This is a genomic window from Histophilus somni 2336, from assembly GCF_000019405.1.
Classification (GTDB): Bacteria; Pseudomonadota; Gammaproteobacteria; order Enterobacterales; family Pasteurellaceae; genus Histophilus; species Histophilus somni.
This window is the reverse complement of the sequence record NC_010519.1, coordinates 1,824,526-1,840,783: the sequence shown is the minus strand read 5'-3', so window position 1 is coordinate 1,840,783 and position 16,258 is coordinate 1,824,526. Positions and strand designations below refer to the sequence as shown.

Here is a 16,258-nt window from a genome sequence, read left to right as displayed (position 1 = left end):
ACCCGGTTATTTCTTGTGTTGATTATTGAATTGAGTCGGAATTAATACTGTTTTTACTCTGGATGTTCCGGCTCCATTTGCTTTGAGTTGTTGTTTCTTGACATCATAGGTGATCTTTTCACCGTTAATTTTGCTATCCAGTTGCTTTAATTCCGCATTACCCATTAAAGTTAAAAATTCGGCACTGAGATCATAGTGGATTTTATTCGCCTTGCCCTGAACAGGTTTTCCATTATCAAGTAATTGATTAAAGAGAACCGGATTACCGAAAGCCTCAACAGTTTCTTTTTTATTGGATTTTTCTGTTGGGCGAGTAATAACGACTTTATTCGCTTTAATTAAAATTGACCCTTGTTTAATGACTACGTTATTTGTAAAAGTTACCACAGAGTTTTCCATATCAAGGGATTGATGGTCAGATACGATATCTATCGGTTGATTTGTATCATCTTTTAGGGCTAAAGCTGATATTGAAGTCATCATAAGTGCGGTAATTAATAAATACTTATTTGTTGTTGATTTCATAATGGGTTTTTACCTGTTCTTTTAAGGTTGCAATTTGTTGTTGTAAATTTCCGGTCAGTTTTAAGCCGGTGGAGCTGAAATTTTGACCTTTTATAGTAACCATCGTGTCAGAGGTGATGTCTTGAGTAGTTAAATTTACTACCGCACTTTCAGTCATAACTCGTTGTAATTTAGCATTATCCAATAAAGTTTCTGCAATAACGTTACCATCAAGATAAAGCATATTATTTTTTGTTAATTTAGCTTTTTTAGCACTTAATTTCCAACTTTGCTTACCGAATTTTTCATCATCAATATCAAATAAATAGACCAGTGGTTGGTGAAATTCTGTGCGTCTATCCTCATTGTAGTGTTCAATTTTATCTGCTGTCGCTAAATATTGTTTTTTTCCTGTTGGCGAAAAAACAGAGGTTGACATCTTTTCTCCTATGTATTCCGGCTGTGTACTTGACTTTATAAGCTGACTGAGTTCATTATCATTTGGCTGTAAAGTATAAAACCAAGCGAGTAAAACAAGAGCTATCACCGATAAAATAATATTCCAGCGAATATGCATAAAATCCTTATATTGTTTTGTGTTTGACAAAAATTGCGTAATCATAGCATAGTTTTTAAAAAAGCATGTAATAATCTATTAAAGTCTGGGGTGTTAACTTAGACATCTCGTTTGGATTGTGCGGTTGAAAATCATCATAATTTAATTTGACAATGACCGGAAATTCGTGGAATATCCGATCTCATTTTGTACAAATATAAGTAGAGTAATGAAGAAACTATGACAAGACCTTTAATAGAAGTCAGAAACCTAACTTTTAAGCGAGGTAATCGAATTATTTATGACAATCTCAATTTGCAGGTACAGCAAGGCAAAATTACTGCAATTATGGGACCGTCAGGCATTGGTAAAACCACGTTGCTAAAACTGATTGGAGGACAACTTCAACCTGAAAAAGGCGAAATTTTGTTTGATGAGCAAGATATTTGTAAAATGTCCAATAGTGAGTTATATCGAGTTCGTCAACGCATAGGAATGTTATTTCAGTCTGGCGCATTATTTACCGATTTATCAACTTTTGATAATGTCGCTTTTCCTATTCGAGAGCATACACATTTACCGGAAAAACTTATTCGTCAAATTGTGTTGATGAAATTGGAAGCTGTGGGGTTGCGTGGTGCGGCAAATTTAATGCCGTCGGAATTGTCAGGCGGTATGGCAAGACGAGCCGCATTAGCTCGCACCATTGCACTTGATCCGGAGTTAATCATGTACGATGAGCCTTTTGCAGGGCAAGATCCCATTAGTATGGGAGTGATTATTAGCTTAATTAAACGTTTAAATGAAGCGTTGCGATTAACTTCAATTGTGGTTTCTCATGATGTGCAGGAAGTATTAAGTATTGCGGATTATGCGTATATTATTGCAGATAAAAGAGTGATCGCTGAAGGAAGTGCGGAGCAACTTTTACAAAGCCGAGATCCGCAAGTTGTGCAATTTATTCAAGGTAAGGAAGATGGACCTGTTCATTTTCATTTTCCTGCACAAGACTATGTACAGGAGTTGTTTTCATGATCCGAGTTATTTCATCTTTAGGTAGATGGGGAATGGATTTTTGTCGTTCTTTAGGGCGAGCCGGTTTTATGCTTTTTGGTGCATTGGTTGGGAAACAACAGATGAGGAAGCATTTCCCCTTACTTATTAAACAACTTTATGTATTAGGTGTACAATCTTTGTTAATCATCATGTTATCGGGTTTATTTATTGGCATGGTGTTGGGGTTGCAAGGGTATGTGGTGTTAGTGGATTTTTCCGCAGAAACAAGTCTTGGACAATTAGTTGCATTATCATTGTTACGAGAATTAGGCCCTGTTGTAACCGCACTTTTATTCGCTGGTCGAGCCGGCTCAGCTCTTACGGCTGAAATAGGTTTAATGAAAGCAACAGAGCAGTTATCCAGCTTAGAAATGATGGCAGTTGATCCTTTGCGTCGAGTTATTTCACCTCGTTTTTGGGCAGGTGTGATTTCTATGCCCATTCTTGCCGTTATTTTTACCGCAATCGGTATTTGGGGCGGTTCTTTAGTCGGTGTGGATTGGAAAGGTGTGGATGCAGGGAGTTTTTGGTCTGTGATGCAAAACTCCGTTAGCTGGGGATATGATTTATTAAACGGTTGTATTAAGAGTTTATGTTTTGCCATCGCTGTTGTTTGGATTGCATTATTCAACGGCTATGATTGTATCCCGACATCAGAGGGAATTAGTAAAGCGACAACGAAAACGGTGGTGCATGCTTCTCTTGTTGTTTTAGGATTGGATTTTGTACTAACAGCGTTGATGTTTGGTGCAGGTTCATAAATAAAGTGCGGTAGAAAATTAAGGATTTTTTATGAGACAAACAGTTAAACATGAATTTTGGGTGGGATTATTTTTATTAATTGGTATTGGGGCATTGGTTTTTCTTGGATTAAGAGTTGCGAATATACAAGGGTTTAATCAAGCAAAATCTTATCAAGTTTATGCTGTTTTTGATAATATTGGCGGACTTAAAGTTAGAGCTCCTTTGAAAGTCGGTGGTGTTGTAATAGGCAGAGTATCATCAATTGAACTTGATGATAAAACCTATTTACCGCTGGTTAAAATTGCTATAGATGAAAAGTACAATGAAATTCCAGATAACAGTTCATTATCAATTAAAACCTCAGGTTTGTTAGGTGAGCAGTATATTTCCCTTAGCGTTGGATTTGATGATGGTGAAACTTCCATGTTAAAAGAGGGAAGTCGTATTGTAGATACTAAATCAGCTATGGTATTGGAGGATCTTGTCGGGCAATTCTTATATGGCAGCAAAGAAAATAAAAGCACTCAAAAGCAATTGGAATCGGATGTTCAATAATTTTTTATACACTGTAGATTTAGGAGCTAATATTTATGTTAAAAAAACTATTTTTTAAAATAATTGTGGCAATGACCGCACTTTTTGCTGTACAAGCTATGGCGGAAGAAACACCTTATGAACTAACGCTTGATGTATCTGAGCGTTTATTTAAAGCCATTGATACTAACCAAAGTAAGATTAAACAAGATCCTAATTATTTGCGTACTATCGTACGTCAAGGACTCATGCCCTATGCTCATGTAAATTATGCAGGATCTTTAGTGTTAGGGCCTTATTTTAAATCAACATCACCGGAACAACGTGCAAAATTCTTTGCGGTATTTGATAAATTTATCGAATATCAATATGCCAAAGCATTAACGCTTTATAGTAATCAGAAAATTAGTGTATTAAAGCCGATTAATGTAACGGCAGATCAAATGAATGTGCCGGTTAAAATACTGCAAAGCGGCAATGTTGCACCTATTGATTTAGAGTTTTATTGGCGTAAGAACAGTAAATCAGGTAAGTGGCAAGTGTATGATATGTCCGCTAACGGTGTGAGTACGGTTCACTCAACAAGACAGGAATGGTTACCTATTTTACGCAAAAAAGGTATAGAAACTTTGATTGATGAGATGGAAGAATTTTCTAAACAACCAATTATTATTAGTAGTAAATAACGTATGAAAGAGAACAATCTGAATTGGGCATTAGAAAAAAATAGTGATAAGATGACGCTCCGAATTATGGGAGCGTTATCACGAGATACATTGCTTCCTTTTTTGCAACAACGTGATGAACTTTTATCAAGTGCGGAGCTTGTTGGTCAGCAACTTGTTTGGGAGCTCAGTGAAGTTAATCGCATTGATAGTGCTGGTTTTGCTTTGCTAGGTGATTTTATTAATGAGCTTGAAAAACAAGTAAGTTCACAAAAAATTCATAATGCCCCAATTCAATTGGAAATTTTGGCAGATCTTTTTGGCTTATCTGATTGGCTTAAGCCTTTTTTACAATAGTGGAAAATATTAATGGAAACTCAGCAAATTGAGCAAATTTTAAAGGAAGCATTGAATCTCGATGAAGTATATGTTCAGGGTGAAAATGCACATTTTGGTGTCATTGTTGTAAACGATGAAATTGCACAACTGTCCAGACTAAAACAACAGCAAACTATTTATGCACCTTTAATGGCACATTTTAAATCCGGTGCGATTCATGCGTTAACAATAAAAACATTCAGTACTGAACAGTGGAAGCGTGATCGTTTATTGAATATGTAGCATAAGTAGGAAGTAACATATGCAAAAATTTCATGTTTATGGGCAGTCTCGTTTAAATGGAGAAGTGAATATTTCCGGTGCTAAAAATGCCGCCTTACCTATTTTGTTTGCGGCCATTCTAGCTGAAGAGCCTGTCAAATTAACTAATGTACCTGAGTTAAAAGATATTGATACCACGTTAAAAATTCTGCAACAATTAGGTGTGGTAACTTATCGAGATGAACAAGGTGCGGTGCATTTAGACGCTTCAAATATTAATCATTTTGTAGCTCCTTATGAGTTGGTTAAGACGATGCGTGCGTCTATTTGGGCATTAGCGCCTTTAGTATCTCGTTTTAAACAAGGGCAAGTTTCATTACCGGGAGGTTGTTCTATTGGTGCAAGACCTGTTGATTTACATATCAGCGGGCTGGAGCGACTTGGAGCAAAAATTGTATTGGAAGACGGTTATGTTAAGGCTTTTGTTGATGGTCAATTAATCGGTAAACGAATTGTTATTGAGAAAGTAAGTGTTGGTGCGACTTTATCTATTATGATAGCTGCAACTCTAGCGAAAGGCATAACAGTAATTGAAAATGCAGCTCGTGAACCTGAGATCACTGATACTGCTGTATTTTTAAATAAGATGGGAGCAAAAATTAGCGGTGCGGGTTCAGATATTATCACGATAGAAGGTGTTGAACGCCTAGGAGGTTGTGAGCATAGTATTGTGCCGGATCGTATTGAAACCGGTACTTTTTTAGTTGCAGCCGCTATTTCCGGCGGACGTATCATTTGTAAAAATACTAAAGCATCAACTTTAGATGCAGTAATTGATAAATTGCGTGATGCCGGTGCTAAAATTGAAGTCACGGAAAATACGATTACATTGGATATGCAAGGTAATAGACCAAAAGCGGTAAATATACGTACTGAACCTTATCCCGGTTTTCCAACTGATATGCAAGCTCAATTTACTTTATTAAATATGGTTGCAGAGGGTTCAAGTAAAATTACCGAGACTATTTTTGAAAATCGTTTTATGCATATTCCTGAATTAATTCGTATGGGAGGAAAGGCTGAGATTGAAGGTAACACAGCATTTTGTCATGGTGTTGAATATTTATCCGGAGCAGAAGTTATGGCAACGGATTTACGTGCTTCTATCAGTCTTGTCTTAGCCGGTTGTATTGCCACAGGTGAAACCATCGTTGATCGCATTTATCACATTGATCGTGGTTATGAGCATATTGAAAAAAAATTACGTGGATTGGGTGCGAAAATTGAACGTTTTACCGAAAAAATAGTAGACTAAATTGCTTTTAGATAAACGTAACACTTCATAATATGAATTGTGAGGCATTATTTTTAAAATTTAATAGAAAGAGCGGTTGAATTTATAAAAATTTAACCGCTCTTTTTAATTTATCCGGCAACAGTAGGAAGGATACCTTCTTGCATTAAGAACGGGATAACGATAATAACGATGCCCATAATAAATGCGATGACTAATGCAAGATTACCGCCAGCGACTCTATAAGGTAGGTTGGGATGCAACTGACGAGCTTTCCAAGCTAAAGCAACAGGAAGAAGTAGCCCATAGAAGGCAAATAAAATGCCGGCATAACCTAGTGCGGTGATAAAACCGTTTGGATAGAATAGAGCAAAGGCTAGTGGCGGAATAAAAGTTAAAAGTGCCAGTATCGGGCGATTTGTCGGCAGATTAATACGTTTTAATAGATCACCAACTCCTTCAAAAATTCCCATTGCAACGCCTAAGAAAGAAGTAATTAATGCAAGAGATGAGAATAGGCGAACTACCTCACCTAATAGGCTACTTCCAGTAATTTGACTAGTCGCTTTTACTAATCCATTTAGGGTCGGATCTTGTTTTAATAGGCTAACAAATTGAGTTTGGCTTAATACGCCATGTGTTGCGAATTGCCATAATAAATAGGCAAATAATGGAATTAACGTTCCAATAATAATGGCTAAACGGATTTTACGAATATCTGCATCAAGGTAGCTATTGATACTCCCCATAATGACGTGGAAGCCAAAAGAGGTAAAGAAAATTGGAATTGCAGAAATAACCAATAGATTATCTAAAGGAATTGCCCCTAGGTTTTCTAATTTTGCCTTTGGTAACATCATTAATAAGACCGCAATAAAGCCAATGATTTTTCCGATAAACAAGAGTCGGGTTAAGCCGTCAACCCCTTTAATACCAATCACAACAAATGCACCTAAAATTAGGGTAAAGAGTAATATTGAGATTTGAGAAGTTTGTTTTTCATCACCAATACCCGTTAAAAGGCCTGATAAAAGAGAGCCGCCACCGGTAATATAAGCGGCAAGTAAGGCATAGAGTAGAACGAGCAAGCTAATAGTCGCCAAAAAACGTCCGGTTAAACCGAAATACTGTTCTGCAAGAGTTGCAACGCCTACATCTTTTTCTTTTGCAGTTTGATAAACTTCCATAAACAACAAGCCGGTATAGGTCAATAATAACCATAATCCTGCAAGTAGCACTAACGTCATGGAAAACCCCATGCCGGCTGAGGTCAATGGCATAGCCAACATGCCCGCACCTATAGTTGTGCCGGCGATCATTAATGCACTGCCGAGAATTTTATTTTTCATAACAACTCCAATTTAGATAAACATGATAGTTATAATTTAAGCTTTCTTTAAAAATTCAGATTTTAGTAATAATTTGCCGCAGTCAACATTATGATCACCTGTTACTAAACGAATATTTTTGTACTTTGTGCCTTTTTTTAGTACTTCTGAAGATCCTTTTAATTTTAAATCCTTAATTAAAAGCACATCATCGCCATTAGTTAATATATTTCCATTGCTATCTTTTACGATGAGTTGATCTTCGTTTTGTTGTTCAATTTCATTGTCAGTCCATTCATTTCCACAGTCAGGACAAACAAAATTAATTGTGTCGTGATATACGTATTCACCCTGACATTTTGGGCAATTCGGCATTTGTTCCATATTGTTTCTCCTAATAAAAGCAGTGCTCGAGTATAGCAAAAAAATTCGCTTTACCAAAAAGGGAAAATAGCTTTTTTGTAGAGAAATGAGGGATTAAATAATGACATATTTTATTGATTTTTCAATTATGAAAAAATCCGAGAAAAAACGACCGCACTTAGACAGAGTAAATCAGGAAAAAATAGCGGATTGAGTATTTTTGCTGATTTATTATCCATTTGTATCAGCCCTCGAATAATCAGTAATGCCAAGCTAAAAAAGCACATATTAAGTGGGTATAAATAAGGTAGAGAGTCATATTTTTTGGACATAAAGAAAGGGCGATAATCGCCCTTGAAATTATGATGATTTAGTCTGTTCTCTATTCAAAATTGTTATCGATATTTTCTTCATCTTCATCAGTATCACAAACTCGTTCTAAGCTAACGACTTGTTCTGTTTCCGCTGTTCGAATGAGTCGAACACCTTGAGTATTGCGTCCGACAATGCTGATTTCACTCACTCTCGTACGAACCAATGTACCAGCATCGGTAATCAGCATAATTTGATCATTTTCCTCTACTTGCGTTGCAGCGACTACTTTACCATTTCTGTCACTGACTTTAATTGAGATGACCCCTTTAGTATTACGAGATTTGGTTGGATACTCGGAAAGTGCGGTACGTTTTCCATAACCATTTTGTGTAGCGGTTAGAATTGCACCGTCATTTTTTGGAATAACCAATGACACCACTTTATCTACATTGAGATCAAGAGGTTCTTTTGTATCCTCATCAGAAATATCCTCAATTTCTACCGCACTTTCATCATCGGAAATATCATTTGTTAATGCCAGTTTAATACCTCGTACCCCTGTCGCTAAACGTCCCATTGCTCGAACTGCATTTTCCTCAAAACGAACTACTCGACCTTGTGATGAGAAGAGCATGATTTCATTGGTACCATCTGTAATATCAACGCCGATTAATTCATCTTCATCACGTAAATTAAGTGCGATAATACCGCTTGAACGAGGGCGACTAAATTCGGTTAACGCAATTTTTTTCACAAGCCCTCCGGCAGTTGCCATGACGATAAATTTATCCTCTTCATAGGCAGCCACTGGTAGAATTGCCGTAATACGTTCATTTTCTTGTAATGGGAGAATATTAACAATAGGACGACCACGAGCCCCTCGATTTGCTTGCGGTAGTTGATATACTTTTAACCAATATAATCTGCCTCGACTTGAAAAGCAAAGAATAGTGTCATGAGTATTGGCAACTAATAAACGCTCAATAAAATCTTCATCTTTCATTTTAGTTGCAGATTTACCTTTACCGCCACGGCGTTGTGCCTCATAGTCTGTAAGCGGTTGATATTTTACATAACCTGCATGAGAAAGTGTAACAATGACATCTTCTTGGGTAATAAGATCTTCTAAATTAATATCGCCGGATGCCGATGTAATTTCAGTGCGACGTGCATCACCAAATTCTTCTTTTACTTTTTCCAGTTCTTCACACAAGACTTCTTTCAAACGATCCGCACTGTTTAGAATATGTAAAAGTTTGCCAATTTCAATTAATATTTCTTGATATTCAGTAACAATTTTTTCGTGTTCAAGCCCCGTTAAGCGTTGTAAACGTAAATCTAAGATTGCACGAGCTTGTTCATCGGAAAGATAGTATTTACCGTCGATGATGCCTAAGTTATCAGCCAAATTATCCGGACGAGAACTATCTACGCCTGTTGCACTGAGCATTGTTGCTACATTACCTAATTCCCAAGCTTGAGATAATAAACCGACACGAGCTTCATCAGCGGTTTTAGAGGCACGAATTAATTCAATAACAGGATCAATATTCGCTAAGGCAATTGCCAAGCCTTCCAAAATATGTGCACGCTCACGAGCTTTTCGAAGTTCAAATACAGTGCGACGAGTAATAACTTCACGGCGATGGCGAACAAATGCTTCAATAATTTGTTTTAAATTTAATAGCTTTGGTTGACCATGATCCAAGGCAACCATATTGATCCCAAACGTCACTTGCATTTGGGTTAAGGCATACAGATTATTAAGTACGACTTCACCGACTGCATCACGTTTAACTTCTACTTCAACACGGTTACCCTCTTTATTTGACACATCTCGTACATTACTGATGCCTTCAATTTTCTTTTCACGCACGAGTTCCGCAATTTTTTCTACTAATTTTGCTTTATTGACTTGATACGGAATTTCAGTAACAACAATGGTTTCTCGACCTTTATCGTTAGTTTCAATTTCCGCTTTTGCACGAACATAGATTTTTCCTCGTCCTGTTTTGTATGCTTCTTCAATTCCTTTACGTCCATTGATTAAAGCGGCAGTAGGGAAGTCAGGACCAGGAATATACTGCATTAGTTCATCAATACTGATTTCTTCGTTATCCACATAGGCTAAACAGCCATCCAATACTTCATTTAAATTATGTGGCGGAATATTGGTTGCCATACCCACAGCGATACCAGAAGAACCATTGACCAATAATGTTGGAATTTTGGTTGGCAAGACATCAGGGATCATTTCTTTTCCATCATAGTTTGGCGAAAAATCCACTGTTTCTTTATCTAAGTCGGTGAGTAATTCTTGGGTGATTTTTTGCATACGTACTTCGGTGTAACGCATTGCAGCCGGTGCATCACCATCTACCGAACCGAAGTTACCTTGACCATCAACCAACATATAGCGTAACGAGAAAGGTTGTGCCATACGAACAATAGTATCGTACACCGCACTATCACCGTGAGGATGATATTTACCGATAACGTCCCCTACAACACGAGCAGATTTTACGTAGGCTTTATTGTAAGTATTGCTACTTTGATCCATAGAAAAAAGCACACGCCGATGCACCGGTTTTAAACCGTCACGTACATCAGGCAAAGCTCGCCCGACAATTACAGACATCGCATAATCAAGATACGAAGATTTAAGCTCTTCTTCTATACTCACAGGAGTAACGTTGGGGGTAAAATCAGTCATTGAGATTTCCTAATTAGGTACGAAAAATTGGCGAGATTATAGCATAACTTCTGATTTTCTCGAAATTTTGTAGTGAATTTTTAACGCAGTTAAGGAATAATAGCGTAATTATTTTTTACTGCTATACGGACTGATAAAAATGCAAAATCTTGATCCGCAAGAATTAGAAAAATTTGAAAAAATGGCAAAAAGTTGGTGGGATCCGAATGGAGATTTTAAACCTATTCATCAACTTAATCCGACACGATTACAATATATCCAACAGCAAGCTAACGGACTAACGGAAAAAAAAGTGCTTGATGTGGGGTGTGGTGGCGGTATTTTGTCTGAGGCTATGGCAAAGCAAGGGGCAATAGTAACAGGAATTGATATGACCGTTGCTCCTCTTGAAGTCGCTCGTTTACACGCCAAGGAACAAGGACTGGTCATAGATTATCAGCAAATTACCGTTGAAGAATTTTTACAAAAACAAACCGCACTTTACGCTGAAAAATTTGATGTGATTACTTGTATGGAAATGCTGGAGCATGTTCCTGACCCCTTATCCATCATTCAGTCTTGCCGAGCTTTATTAAAACCGAATGGTGTCTTATTTTTTTCGACTATTAATCGCACATTTAAAGCATGGGCATTAGTGGTCTTAGGTGCAGAATATATACTTAAAATGTTACCGAAAGGAACACATGATTACGATAAATTTATCAAACCGGCTGAGTTACTGCATTGGACTGACCAAGCAAATTTAGTCTGTAAAAATATTTGTGGTTATCATTACAATCTTTTAACCGGAAAATTTTGGTTAAATCAAGATGTCAGTGCAAATTACATGGCAACTTTTCAACATAAATCCATTTGAATATGATGTATTTTAATTTTGACATACCTACCCAGCCCAATGAGCATAAACTTCTAGGTAATGTATTACAGGGGGCTGATAGTCTTGTGATTGCAGAAATTGTACGGCGATATGATGGGTTGATTTTTGTGATGACCCCTGATGTTAAAAGTGCGGTCTGTTTAGAAAAAATTTTAACTGAATTCACTCAACAACCTGTTACATTTTTTCCTGATTGGGAAACTTTACCCTACGATAATTTTTCGCCGCATCAAGAAATTATTTCAGCTCGCTTAAGTGCCTTGTTTCAGTTGCAACATAGCAACAAAGGTATCTTTATTGCACCAATTACGACTGTAATGCAACGAGTTTGTCCGGCAGAATTTTTACAACACAATGTATTATTGATAAAACGAGGTGATCGATTAAATATCGAAAGATTTCGTTTACAGCTGGAAAATGCCGGTTATCGAGCAGTCGAACAAGTACTGGAACATGGCGAATTTGCAGTACGAGGTGCTTTATTGGATTTATTTCCGATGGGAAGTGCGGTGCCTTTTCGATTGGATTTTTTTGATGATGAAATTGATAGTATTCGTACTTTTGATGTAGATACGCAACGTACATTAGAGGAAATTCAACGTATTAATTTATTACCTGCACAAGAGTTCCCAACAGATAGAAAAGGCATTGAATTTTTTCGTAGTCAATTTAGAGAAACTTTTGCGGAAATTAGACGAGATCCTGAACATATTTATCAACAAATCAGTAAAGGAACTCTAGTTTCCGGAATCGAATATTGGCAACCGCTCTTTTTTAATCAAATGGCGACGTTGTTTGATTACATACCTGAAAATACATTGTTTGTGGATTTTGAACAAATTGTGCCGCAAGCAGAACGTTTTTATCAGGATATTGAACAACGTTATGAAAGCCGTCGTGTTGATCCGATGCGTCCGTTGCTGATGCCGGAAAAATTGTGGTTACGCATTGATGAAGTTAATCGGCAGTTAAAAAATTATCCAAGATTGAGTTTAAAAAGTAAAAAATTGGACCGCACTTCTGTTCGTCAAAAAAATTTACCTGTGCAGCCGTTGCCGGAATTAACCGTTCAAGTACAACAAAAAGAACCTTTGCAAAAATTGCGTCAGTTTATTGAGGAATTTGACGGAACTGTTATTTTTTCAGTAGAAACAGAAGGGCGTCGGGAAACATTATTGGATTTACTCTTACCTTTAAAGCTCAAACCAACGCAAATTCAGGATTTGGGTGAAAAAGATAAGCCAGCTAAAAGCCTGCTCATCAGTAGTTTAGAACATGGATTTATTATTGATAATGAGGATAAGGTTGCCATTATTTGTGAAACTGAATTATTGGGAGAGCGAGTGCAACAACGTGAGCGTAATAAACGTAGAGTTGCCAATCCCGATACACTCATTCGCAATCTTGCTGAATTAAAAATAGGACAACCTGTTGTGCATTTAGAGCATGGTGTTGGACGCTATGGTGGATTGGTGAGTTTAGAAAATGGTGGAATTAAAGCTGAGTTTTTATTATTGGAATATGCGAATAATTCAAAACTTTATGTACCCGTTACCTCTTTGCATTTAATTAGTCGCTATGTTGGCGGATCTGATGAAAATGCACCTTTACATAAACTTGGTAATGATAGTTGGGCAAAGGCCCGACATAAGGCGATAGAAAAAATTCGTGATGTTGCTGCTGAACTGCTGGATGTTTATGCTCAACGTGAAGTTAAAAAAGGCTTTGCATTTCAATATGATAAAGAAGAATTTAAACAATTTGCTGCCACGTTTCCTTTTGAAGAAACACCCGATCAAAAAATGGCAATTAATGCGGTTATTTCTGATATGTGCCAAAAAAAAGCTATGGATCGTTTAGTTTGTGGTGATGTGGGGTTTGGTAAAACGGAAGTGGCAATGAGAGCGGCATTTTTAGCCGTGATGAACCATAAACAAGTAGCGGTTTTGGTTCCTACGACTTTATTGGCACAGCAACATTATGAAAATTTTAAAGATCGATTTGCCAATCTGCCGGTTAATGTCGAAATGTTGTCACGTTTTAGAACGGCAAAAGAGCAGAAACAAATTTTACAACACTTGAATGAAGGTAAAATTGATATTTTAATCGGTACGCATAAATTAATTCAGTCAGAAGTAAAATTCAGCGATCTCGGTTTGCTCATTATTGATGAAGAACATCGTTTCGGAGTGAGCCAAAAAGAGAAAATCAAACAGCTACGAACCAATATTGATATTTTAACCCTAACGGCAACACCTATTCCTCGAACATTAAATATGGCGATGAGTGGCATCCGTGATTTATCAATTATTTCCACACCGCCGGCACGACGATTGAGCATAAAGACCTTTGTAAGACAGGTAGACGATTTGATTATTCGAGAAGCTGTGTTGCGTGAAATTTTACGGGGAGGACAGGTTTATTATTTACATAATGATGTGGCAAGTATTGAAAATTGTGCAGAAAAACTGACCGCACTTGTACCGGAAGCGAGAGTGGTTGTTGGGCATGGGCAAATGCGAGAAAGAGAGTTGGAGCGTGTAATGTCCGATTTTTATCATCAGCGTTTTAATGTACTGGTTTGCTCTACTATTATTGAAACAGGGATTGATGTCCCAACGGCTAACACGATTATTATTGAACGGGCGGATAATTTTGGATTAGCCCAATTACATCAGCTGAGAGGAAGAGTTGGACGTTCTCATCATCAGGCATATGCTTATTTGTTGACACCTCATCCAAAAGCAATGACCAAAGATGCCGTTAAGCGTTTAGAGGCACTGGAAAGTCTAGATAATTTAGGTGCCGGATTTATTTTGGCTACCCATGATTTAGAAATTAGGGGAGCCGGTGAATTGCTCGGAAATGAGCAAAGCGGTCAAATTGAAAGTATCGGTTTTTCGCTTTATATGGAATTATTGGAAAATGCTGTCGCTGCATTAAAAGAAGGGCGAGAACCTTCTTTGGATACTTTAACACAACAGCAAGTAGAGATTGATTTACGTGCACCCGCATTATTACCGGAAGAATATCTTGGTGATGTGAATATGAGATTATCTTTTTATAAACGGATTGCCGGAGCGGAAAATCAGGCAGAGTTAGATGAATTGAAAGTAGAGTTGATTGATCGTTTTGGCTTATTACCGGAGGCAGGTAAGAATTTAATGCAAATTGCTGAGTTACGTTTGCTGGCAAAAACCTTAAAAATTGTCAAAATTGATAGCACAATTAATGGGGGATTTATTGAGTTTTCTGAAAATGCAGAACTTGATCCGATGAAATTTGTGCAATTAATTCAGTCTCAGCCTACTGTATTTAAATTTGACGGACCGACTAAGTTTAGGTTTAGTAAGTCATTGACGTCACATAAAGAGCGGTTGGAATTTGTGAAAAATTTAGTTGGGAATTTAGCTTAAGCTTATTTTCAAAACAGAAATGCTCCAATGGGAGCATTTCTTTTGTGTGCAAAGATTATTTTGCCGCTTTTAATTTTTGATAGAATTCTTCGTAATACTGAACTGCATCACCGACATCATCTTGCCAGTAACTGTTTTGTAAAACTTCAGCTGTAGGGTAGATTGCCGGATCTTGAGTAATTTCAGCCGGAAGTAATTCTAACGCCTTGATATTAGAGGTTGGATAACCAATTTCCAAGGTGAGTTGTGCTGCTGTTTTTGCACCTAACATGTAGTTAATTAACTTATGTGCAGCATCCGGATTTTTAGATGTTGATGGAATGGCTAATGTATCAACCCAAAGAACAGGCCCCTCTTTCGGGAATACCATATCTAAAGGTGCTTTTTCTTTTTTAGCGATACGTACAGAACCGTTCCATAATTGACCAATACTCACTTCCCCTGAAATAAAAGAATTAGCCGGGTTATCTGAGTTGAAAGATAGTACGTTTGGACGTAATTTTAATAACTCTTCATACGCTTGTTCGATAATTTTAGGATCTTGTGTATTTGGATCCTGTCCTAATTTTAACAATGCGATATTGAATACTTCTCGTGCGTCATCCAATAATTGAACTTTACCGGCAAATTCAGGTTTCCATAAATCAGCCCACGATGTGAAGTCAGAGCCTTTATATTCATTTGTATTAAATGCAATGCCCGGTGCTCCTAACAATTGAGGTAAAGAGTATTTGTTACCTTTATCGTAAGGTTTGTCTAACCAATCAGGGTTTAATTCTTTGATGACAGGTAATTTGCTGTGGTCTAATTCCATTAGCATACCTTCACGAGCCATTTTTGAAACAAAGTAGTTTGACGGAGCAATAACATCATAACCGCCGGCAGCACCTTGAGTTTTAATTTTTGCATACATTGTTTCGTTAGATTCTAGACTTGAACGGTTGACTTTAATGCCTGTTTCTTGAGTGAAGCCTTCTAATAATCCATCAGGAACATATTCTGTCCAAGTATAAAGATAAACAGTATCACCTGTAGAAGCAGCAGGTGCTTGAGTCTCTGCTTTTTGAGTATCTTTATCATTACAAGCCGCTAGAGCTACAGCGATCATTCCCAGTGTGAAAAGACCTGAAAATTTTTTCATTTCTATTGTTCTCCAATATAAGAGTAAAAAACGACCGCACTTTTAACATGCGGAATATACTTCGGTGTTGAAGGAATAAAAACGCCTTACCGAAAGTAGGGCGTGTTATTTTATGTGATATAGGATCATTTGTGAAATATTATTTCACAGTT

Annotated in this window: 15 protein-coding genes; 9 read left to right on the top strand and 6 right to left on the bottom strand. The window is 37.2% G+C overall.

What is annotated here, in order from left to right; all coding sequences use genetic code 11:
* Window positions 1-6: 6 nt before the first annotated feature.
* Window positions 7-525: a lipopolysaccharide transport periplasmic protein LptA gene (lptA, locus tag HSM_RS08190; RefSeq protein ID WP_012340727.1), complete on the bottom strand. Its 519-nt coding sequence runs from the start codon at window positions 523-525 to the stop codon at window positions 7-9.
* A complete protein-coding gene (gene lptC, locus HSM_RS08185) occupies window positions 506-1,081 on the bottom strand; it encodes an LPS export ABC transporter periplasmic protein LptC (RefSeq protein ID WP_012340726.1) in 576 nt (191 codons plus the stop codon). The genes lptA and lptC overlap by 20 nt, the downstream gene beginning before the upstream one ends.
* A 219-nt stretch (window positions 1,082-1,300) precedes the next feature.
* Between lptC and mlaF the strand changes: the two genes are divergently transcribed.
* Genes mlaF through murA form a run of 7 tightly spaced genes read left to right on the top strand, consistent with a single transcriptional unit; the run spans window position 1,301 to window position 5,974 of the window.
* Window positions 1,301-2,095 (top strand): phospholipid ABC transporter ATP-binding protein MlaF, encoded by a 795-nt coding sequence (gene mlaF / locus HSM_RS08180; protein WP_011609328.1) that lies wholly within the window; start codon window positions 1,301-1,303, stop codon window positions 2,093-2,095.
* Window positions 2,092-2,877, top strand: coding sequence for a lipid asymmetry maintenance ABC transporter permease subunit MlaE (mlaE, locus tag HSM_RS08175; protein ID WP_012340725.1), 786 nt, complete (start codon window positions 2,092-2,094; stop codon window positions 2,875-2,877). Before mlaF ends, mlaE begins: the two co-directional genes overlap by 4 nt.
* Window positions 2,878-2,908: 31 nt before the next feature.
* Window positions 2,909-3,415: an outer membrane lipid asymmetry maintenance protein MlaD gene (mlaD, locus tag HSM_RS08170; protein ID WP_012340724.1), complete on the top strand. Its 507-nt coding sequence runs from the start codon at window positions 2,909-2,911 to the stop codon at window positions 3,413-3,415.
* Between the two features lie 35 nt (window positions 3,416-3,450).
* Window positions 3,451-4,080 (top strand): phospholipid-binding protein MlaC, encoded by a 630-nt coding sequence (gene mlaC, locus HSM_RS08165; RefSeq protein WP_012340723.1) that lies wholly within the window; start codon window positions 3,451-3,453, stop codon window positions 4,078-4,080.
* Between the two features lie 3 nt (window positions 4,081-4,083).
* Window positions 4,084-4,416, top strand: a complete 333-nt coding sequence (locus HSM_RS08160) for an STAS domain-containing protein (RefSeq protein WP_041605121.1) — start codon at window positions 4,084-4,086, stop codon at window positions 4,414-4,416.
* Window positions 4,417-4,428: 12 nt separating this feature from the next.
* Window positions 4,429-4,680 carry a BolA family protein gene (locus tag HSM_RS08155; RefSeq protein ID WP_011609323.1) on the top strand — a complete coding sequence of 84 codons (252 nt, stop codon included), beginning with the start codon at window positions 4,429-4,431 and terminating at the stop codon, window positions 4,678-4,680.
* A gap of 19 nt (window positions 4,681-4,699) precedes the next feature.
* Entirely contained in the window at window positions 4,700-5,974 is a 1,275-nt protein-coding gene (gene murA, locus HSM_RS08150) for a UDP-N-acetylglucosamine 1-carboxyvinyltransferase (RefSeq protein ID WP_012340721.1), read from the top strand.
* Window positions 5,975-6,084: 110 nt separating this feature from the next.
* On the opposite strand, the gene HSM_RS08145 is transcribed toward murA, so the two are convergent.
* The 3 genes from HSM_RS08145 to gyrA form a co-directional block, all read right to left on the bottom strand.
* Window positions 6,085-7,302, bottom strand: coding sequence for an aromatic amino acid transport family protein (locus HSM_RS08145; RefSeq protein WP_012340720.1), 1,218 nt, complete (start codon window positions 7,300-7,302; stop codon window positions 6,085-6,087).
* Window positions 7,303-7,338: 36 nt separating this feature from the next.
* Window positions 7,339-7,665 carry a zinc ribbon domain-containing protein YjdM gene (locus HSM_RS08140; RefSeq protein WP_012340719.1) on the bottom strand — a complete coding sequence of 109 codons (327 nt, stop codon included), beginning with the start codon at window positions 7,663-7,665 and terminating at the stop codon, window positions 7,339-7,341.
* 361 nt (window positions 7,666-8,026) lie between these two features.
* A complete protein-coding gene (gene gyrA, locus HSM_RS08135; RefSeq protein WP_011609318.1) occupies window positions 8,027-10,672 on the bottom strand; it encodes a DNA topoisomerase (ATP-hydrolyzing) subunit A in 2,646 nt (881 codons plus the stop codon).
* A gap of 139 nt (window positions 10,673-10,811) precedes the next feature.
* On the opposite strand from gyrA, the gene ubiG reads away from it, so the two are divergent.
* A complete protein-coding gene (ubiG, locus tag HSM_RS08130; protein ID WP_012340716.1) occupies window positions 10,812-11,528 on the top strand; it encodes a bifunctional 2-polyprenyl-6-hydroxyphenol methylase/3-demethylubiquinol 3-O-methyltransferase UbiG in 717 nt (238 codons plus the stop codon).
* 2 nt (window positions 11,529-11,530) lie between these two features.
* Window positions 11,531-14,965 carry a transcription-repair coupling factor gene (mfd, locus tag HSM_RS08125; protein ID WP_012340715.1) on the top strand — a complete coding sequence of 1,145 codons (3,435 nt, stop codon included), beginning with the start codon at window positions 11,531-11,533 and terminating at the stop codon, window positions 14,963-14,965.
* 55 nt (window positions 14,966-15,020) lie between these two features.
* Here the strand turns inward: mfd and HSM_RS08120 are convergent, their stop codons facing one another.
* Window positions 15,021-16,106 (bottom strand): extracellular solute-binding protein, encoded by a 1,086-nt coding sequence (locus tag HSM_RS08120; protein ID WP_012340714.1) that lies wholly within the window; start codon window positions 16,104-16,106, stop codon window positions 15,021-15,023.
* Window positions 16,107-16,258: the final 152 nt, after the last annotated feature.

Coding starts and splice junctions, on each gene's coding strand:
- murA (WP_012340721.1), top strand. CDS start 4,700: ATGCAAAAATTTCATGTTTATGGGCAGTCTCGTTTAAATGGAGAAGTG.
- gyrA (WP_011609318.1), bottom strand. CDS start 10,672: ATGACTGATTTTACCCCCAACGTTACTCCTGTGAGTATAGAAGAAGAG.
- HSM_RS08145 (WP_012340720.1), bottom strand. CDS start 7,302: ATGAAAAATAAAATTCTCGGCAGTGCATTAATGATCGCCGGCACAACT.
- mlaD (WP_012340724.1), top strand. CDS start 2,909: ATGAGACAAACAGTTAAACATGAATTTTGGGTGGGATTATTTTTATTA.
- lptC (WP_012340726.1), bottom strand. CDS start 1,081: ATGCATATTCGCTGGAATATTATTTTATCGGTGATAGCTCTTGTTTTA.
- HSM_RS08140 (WP_012340719.1), bottom strand. CDS start 7,665: ATGGAACAAATGCCGAATTGCCCAAAATGTCAGGGTGAATACGTATAT.
- mlaC (WP_012340723.1), top strand. CDS start 3,451: ATGTTAAAAAAACTATTTTTTAAAATAATTGTGGCAATGACCGCACTT.
- HSM_RS08160 (WP_041605121.1), top strand. CDS start 4,084: ATGAAAGAGAACAATCTGAATTGGGCATTAGAAAAAAATAGTGATAAG.
- HSM_RS08155 (WP_011609323.1), top strand. CDS start 4,429: ATGGAAACTCAGCAAATTGAGCAAATTTTAAAGGAAGCATTGAATCTC.
- mfd (WP_012340715.1), top strand. CDS start 11,531: ATGATGTATTTTAATTTTGACATACCTACCCAGCCCAATGAGCATAAA.
- mlaE (WP_012340725.1), top strand. CDS start 2,092: ATGATCCGAGTTATTTCATCTTTAGGTAGATGGGGAATGGATTTTTGT.
- HSM_RS08120 (WP_012340714.1), bottom strand. CDS start 16,106: ATGAAAAAATTTTCAGGTCTTTTCACACTGGGAATGATCGCTGTAGCT.
- ubiG (WP_012340716.1), top strand. CDS start 10,812: ATGCAAAATCTTGATCCGCAAGAATTAGAAAAATTTGAAAAAATGGCA.
- mlaF (WP_011609328.1), top strand. CDS start 1,301: ATGACAAGACCTTTAATAGAAGTCAGAAACCTAACTTTTAAGCGAGGT.
- lptA (WP_012340727.1), bottom strand. CDS start 525: ATGAAATCAACAACAAATAAGTATTTATTAATTACCGCACTTATGATG.